This is a genomic window from Stenotrophomonas sp. NPDC077659 (assembly GCF_050268705.1).
Lineage (GTDB): Bacteria > Pseudomonadota > Gammaproteobacteria > Xanthomonadales > Xanthomonadaceae > Stenotrophomonas.
Map to the genome: position 1 here is coordinate 1 of NZ_JBNNHG010000206.1, position 4,927 is coordinate 4,927.

Here is a 4,927-nt window from a genome sequence, read left to right on the forward strand (position 1 = left end):
TAGGTGCCGACCGTTGGTCGGCACGGCGCGTCATCCACGCATGGCGTGGATCTACTTCACCAGCGCGATCTCCAGCCCCAGCCACGCCACGAACGCAGCCAGCAGGATCGCGCCCTCACCGCGGCTGATCTTCAGGTCGCCACGCAGCATCGGGTACAGCACCAGGGCGAAAGCGAGCAGCGCCGGCAGTTCCAGGCGAACGAACGAGGCCGGCAAGGCCAGCGGCTGCAGCAGCCCCATCGCGCCAATCACCAGCAGCAGATTGACCACACTGGAGCCCAGCACGTGACCCAGTACCATGTCACCGTGGCCTCGACGCGCCGCCACAAGTGCCGCCGCCACTTCCGGCAGCGCGGTGCCGAGCGCCACCGGCAGCAGGCCCACCAGCAGCGGCGTCCAGCCCAAGGCCGAACCGAAATCCGCCGCAGCACCCACCACCAGGCGCGCGCCCCAGTACAGCGTCAGCGCGGCGATCAGCACCCGCAGCACGTTCAGCGGCAGGCTGGTGCGACTCAGCGCGGATTCGGCGATGACCGCCTGCACATCCGGCGCCTCCAGGCGCCCGCGACGCAGCAGCACGGCCTGCACCAGCACGAAGGCTGCCACCAGCACGCCGGCCTCCCAGCGCTGCAGGCGACCATCCAGACCAAACACGATCAGCAGCAGGCCGGCGGCCAGCAGCGACCACCACAACACGCCCTGAAGGCGCGCGCGCAGCAGCAGCGGCGCGGCGATGGCGGCCACGGCCAGGGTCAGGCCGAGATTGGCGATGCTGCTGCCGATGGCGTTGCCCAGGGCCAGCTCGGGCTGGCCGACCAGCAGCGCGCGCGCATTGACCGCCAGCTCCGGCAGCGAGGTGGCGACGCCGAGCAGCAGCAGGCCGGCAGTGAAGGCGCTGGCGCCAAAGCGCTGGGCGAGGCCGGCGACGGCCTTGACGATGGAATCCCCGCCCAGTGCCAGCAGCAGCAGGCCAAGCAGGAACCAGGCGATTGAAATGGCGATCATCGAGCACTCCCCAGCGGTCGTGGCGCGATTCTACGCGTGGCCCACCCACTGCGGGTGCCCACGCCAGCCAAGATCAGCCGCAGCCTTCCACGTAATCCACCTGCGGGGTCTGGCCGACCCGCCAGCTGCCCACCTTGCCATCGGCCCCCAGCGTGAAATCGATGATGGCCGCGCCGTCCTGGGCCGGGCGCACACGCAGGTGCTGGGCCTTGTCGTCGTACTTGTCCGGGCCGACATCGGCGCGCTCGGGGTAGAGCAGCTGCAGTTCGCCCAGGGTCATGCCGACCTTGCCGCCGCCCGGGGCGACGATGCCGGTGCTGCGCACGTCGTAACGCACCAGCTTGCGGCCTTCGATCATCAGGCGCGGATCCTCGGCATTCTGCGGGCGCAGGAAATAGCAGCCATCGTTGCTGTCGTCAGCCGGACGCGGCTTGCCCGCCGCGTCCGTGCCCAAACCCTGCAGCGGCGTACCGAAGCCACTGCGTACGTCGGCGATGGCCGCGCCCAGGTGGGCACCGCCGAAGCCGTCCAGGCGTGCCTGGCTGTCGCTGCGCGGGTCGACCGGCGAGGTGATGGCCAGATCGGCATCGGCCGGGGCAGTAGCGGTCGCCGCGTCCTTGGCCGGGGCTGGGGCAGCCTCGGGGCTGTCGGGGCTGCGCGAACAGGCGGCCAGCGACAGCAGCAACAGACCGGCAATCGGGAGGTGTTTCATGGCGCGGTTCCTTGGCACGGGATGGCTGCACGCTAGCCCAGCCCGCGTGCAGGCGCTGCATTGTCATCGCCGTTTCATTCCCCGCGTTCAGGCTCGGCGTGCACCGACTTGGCTGTCCCTCCCATGCAACCGCGCAAGACCGACCTCGCCCGAACCGCGCTGCAGGCCCACCGCGCGCCGCTGGACATGCGCCAGCGCCGCCTGCTGATCCTGTGTGATGGCCAGCGCAGCATTGCCGACCTGACCGGATTGATGGGCCAGGAAGCGCCGGCCATGGTCATCGAGCTGATCCAGGGGGGGTACCTGGAAACCGGCGCGGAGACATCGCCGGTACCGCATTCCGCGCCAAAAACGACAACCCACCCTGCACCGCCGCCGTCCGCTCTGTCTTCTACAACCAGCGTCCCGGTCGAACGTCGCCGCTCGCTGGTGGCCGCGCGCATCTACCTGCTGGGCATTCTGGAAATGCAGCGCAACCCGATGGCCGCCGCGCTGTTCCGCGACCTGCAGCAGGCCCGCGCCGAAGACGATGTGGTGAAGGTGCTGCAGGCGGCGCTGCAGGTGCTGCCCGGCATGACCTCGGAAGGCTACTGCCGGCGCGTGCGGCAGCGCCTGCTGGAAGCGCTGCCGATGGAGCATTGCGACTCCTTCGCGGCCACGGCGTAGGTAGAGTCGACCGTTGGTCGACTGCTCCTGCCTGAAAATCCCGCGCTGCGCGCGGCAGTCGACCAACGGTCGACTCTACCCCGCCCGGCCCCTGCTACGCCGGACGGAAATTGTTGCGCAGGCCGTTCCAGCACTGCTGGTAATCGCCCTGGCGGTGGCCGGCGGCCAGCGCCTGTGCGCTTGGGCGGATTACCGCGCGGGTTTCGAACATGAAGGCCATCGTGTCCTTGATGACATCGGCCTTGGACAGATCGGCACTGGATGCCTTGTCGAAGGTTGGTGCATCCGGGCCGTGCCCGCTCATGCAGTTGTGCAGCGACGCCCCACCGGGCACGAAGCCTTCAGCCTTGGCATCGTAGGCACCGTGCACCAGGCCCATGAATTCACTGGCGATATTGCGGTGGAACCACGGCGGGCGGAACGTGTTCTGCGCCACCAGCCAGCGCGGCGGGAAGATGGCGAAATCCATGTTGCTGGTGCCGGGCGTGTCGCTGGGCGAATGCAGCACCAGGAAGATCGACGGGTCCGGATGGTCGTAGCTGATCGAGCCGATGGTGTTGAAGCGACGCAGATCGTAGCGGTACGGCGCGTAATTGCCGTGCCAGGCCACCACGTCCAGCGGCGAATGGTCGATGGGCGCGCGCCACAGGCGGCCTTCGAACTTGGCGATCAGCTCGAAATCACCATCCACATCCTCGAAGGCGGCATGCGGGGTTTCGAAGTCGCGCGGGTTGGCCAGGCCGTTGGCGCCGATCGGGCCCAGGTCCGGCAGCTTCAGAAGCGCGCCGTAGTTCTCGCATATGTAGCCGCGGCTGGGACCATCGGGCAGTTCGACGCGGAAGCGCACGCCGCGCGGGATCACCGCGATCTGCTGCGGTTCGATCTCCAGCACACCCATTTCGGTCAGCAGGCGCAGCGCGCCCAGCTGCGGGACGATCAGCAGTTCGCCGTCGGCGTTGTAGAAGTAGCGGCCGACCATGTCCCGGTTGGCGGCGTACAGATGGATGCCGACACCGGCATGCGCATCGGGCGCACCGTTACCGCCCATCGTGTAAAGGCCTTCAACGAAATCGGTCGGCAGTTCCGGCAGCGGCAGCGGGCTCCAGCGCAGCTGGTTGGGCGAGGCCGGCTGCGCGCCGAAATCACACTGCAGCTGCGACTGCGCGAACGGGGTGAATTCGCCGTGGGTCACCGCTGGGCGGATGCGGTACAGCCAGCTGCGGCGGTTGCTGCCGCGCGGCGCGGTGAACGCGGTGCCGGACAGCTGCTCGGCATACAGGCCGTGGGCCACCTTCTGCGGTGAATTCTGCCCGACCGGCAGCGCGCCGGCGACGGCCTCGGTGGCGAACTCGTTGCCGAAACCGGACTGATAGCCGCGGGCGATGAGGGCGGTGGACATGGTGGCTCCTGGAACGGAATGCCGGAACGGAAAGCAGCCGAGCATGGCTCGGCTCTACTGGTGAGCAGCCGCCGGGCGTGGCCCGGCGCTACCGAGGGATGATGCAGATCCGAAACGTTACAGCACGCCGCGGCGGATCTGGTCGCGCTCGATGCTTTCGAACAGCGCGGTGAAGTTGCCTTCGCCGAAGCCTTCGTTGCCCTTGCGCTGGATGATCTCGAAGAAGATCGGGCCGATGCAGTTCTGGGTGAAGATCTGCAGCAGCTTGCGCTGGTGGGTTTCCGGATCGGCGTCGATCAGGATCCTGTTCTTGGCCAGGCGCGCCACGTCTTCACCGTGGTTCGGCACGCGCTGGTCGATCACGTCAAAGTAGGTCTCCGGCGTGTCGAGGAAATCCACGCCCTGCGCGCGCATGGCTTCGACGGTCTCGTAGATGTTGTCGGTGAAGCAGGCAATATGCTGGATGCCCTCGCCCTTGTACGCGTCCAGATACTCGTTGATCTGGCTCTTCGGGTCGGACGATTCGTTCAGCGGGATGCGCACGATGCCGTCCGGCGCGGTCATCGCCTTGGACACCAGGCCGGTCTTCAGACCCTTGATGTCGAAGTAGCGGATCTCGCGGAAGTTGAACAGGCGCTCGTAGTAATCCGACCACTGCTGCATGTTGCCGAAGTACAGGTTGTGGGTCAGGTGGTCGATGAAGGTCAGGCCGAAGCCGACCGGGTGCAGGTCGGCGCCGTCGATCACCTCGTAGTCGCCATCGAAGACGCTGCCGGCGGTGCCGTAGCGGTCCACCAGATACAGCATGCAATCGCCGATGCCCTTGATGACCGGGGCGTTGACGGCCTTGCTGTCCGGCTTGAAGGCAATGGCTTCAGCGCCGTTGCCCAGGGCGGTCTGGTAGACCTCCTGGCCCGGCTTCTTGAAGCGGATGGCGAAGCCGCAGGCGCACGGGCCGTGCTTTTCGGCGAAGTCGGCGGCGAAGGAATCGGGGTCTTCGTTGACGAGGAAGTTGACGTCGCCCTGGCGATAGACGGTAATCGGACGCTGCTTGTGCTTGAGCACCGCGCTGAAGCCCATCTTGCGGAAGGCGCGACACCTCGGCCCTTGCGGTGACCTACCTGTCGCTGGCGCTGATCATCATG

General features: G+C 67.3%; 4 protein-coding genes and 1 pseudogene. 1 reads left to right on the forward strand and 4 read right to left on the reverse strand.

The features are described 5' to 3' along the window. Positions 1–51: 51 nt before the first annotated feature. Positions 52–1,005, reverse strand: coding sequence for a sodium:calcium antiporter (locus tag ACQKDV_RS18260; RefSeq protein WP_427785644.1), 954 nt, complete (start codon positions 1,003–1,005; stop codon positions 52–54). 73 nt (positions 1,006–1,078) lie between these two features. Continuing rightward, positions 1,079–1,717, reverse strand: a complete 639-nt coding sequence (locus ACQKDV_RS18265; RefSeq protein ID WP_427785646.1) for a hypothetical protein — start codon at positions 1,715–1,717, stop codon at positions 1,079–1,081. Between the two features lie 123 nt (positions 1,718–1,840). Here ACQKDV_RS18265 and ACQKDV_RS18270 point away from each other — a divergent pair, with 123 nt between their 5' ends. After that, positions 1,841–2,383 (forward strand): hypothetical protein, encoded by a 543-nt coding sequence (locus tag ACQKDV_RS18270; protein ID WP_427785648.1) that lies wholly within the window; start codon positions 1,841–1,843, stop codon positions 2,381–2,383. A 94-nt stretch (positions 2,384–2,477) separates the two neighbouring features. On the opposite strand, the gene hmgA is transcribed toward ACQKDV_RS18270, so the two are convergent. Both hmgA and hppD read right to left on the reverse strand, forming a co-directional pair. Continuing rightward, entirely contained in the window at positions 2,478–3,782 is a 1,305-nt protein-coding gene (gene hmgA, locus ACQKDV_RS18275) for a homogentisate 1,2-dioxygenase (RefSeq protein ID WP_427785650.1), read from the reverse strand. 117 nt (positions 3,783–3,899) lie between these two features. Continuing rightward, a pseudogene (gene hppD / locus ACQKDV_RS18280) lies at positions 3,900–4,871 on the reverse strand (4-hydroxyphenylpyruvate dioxygenase); the annotation flags it as partial. Positions 4,872–4,927: the final 56 nt, after the last annotated feature.

Bases quoted from the DNA above. Each gene is read 5' to 3' on its own strand.
- hmgA (WP_427785650.1), bottom strand. From the start codon at position 3,782: ATGTCCACCGCCCTCATCGCCCGCGGCTATCAGTCCGGTTTCGGCAAC.
- ACQKDV_RS18265 (WP_427785646.1), bottom strand. From the start codon at position 1,717: ATGAAACACCTCCCGATTGCCGGTCTGTTGCTGCTGTCGCTGGCCGCC.
- ACQKDV_RS18270 (WP_427785648.1), top strand. From the start codon at position 1,841: ATGCAACCGCGCAAGACCGACCTCGCCCGAACCGCGCTGCAGGCCCAC.
- ACQKDV_RS18260 (WP_427785644.1), bottom strand. From the start codon at position 1,005: ATGATCGCCATTTCAATCGCCTGGTTCCTGCTTGGCCTGCTGCTGCTG.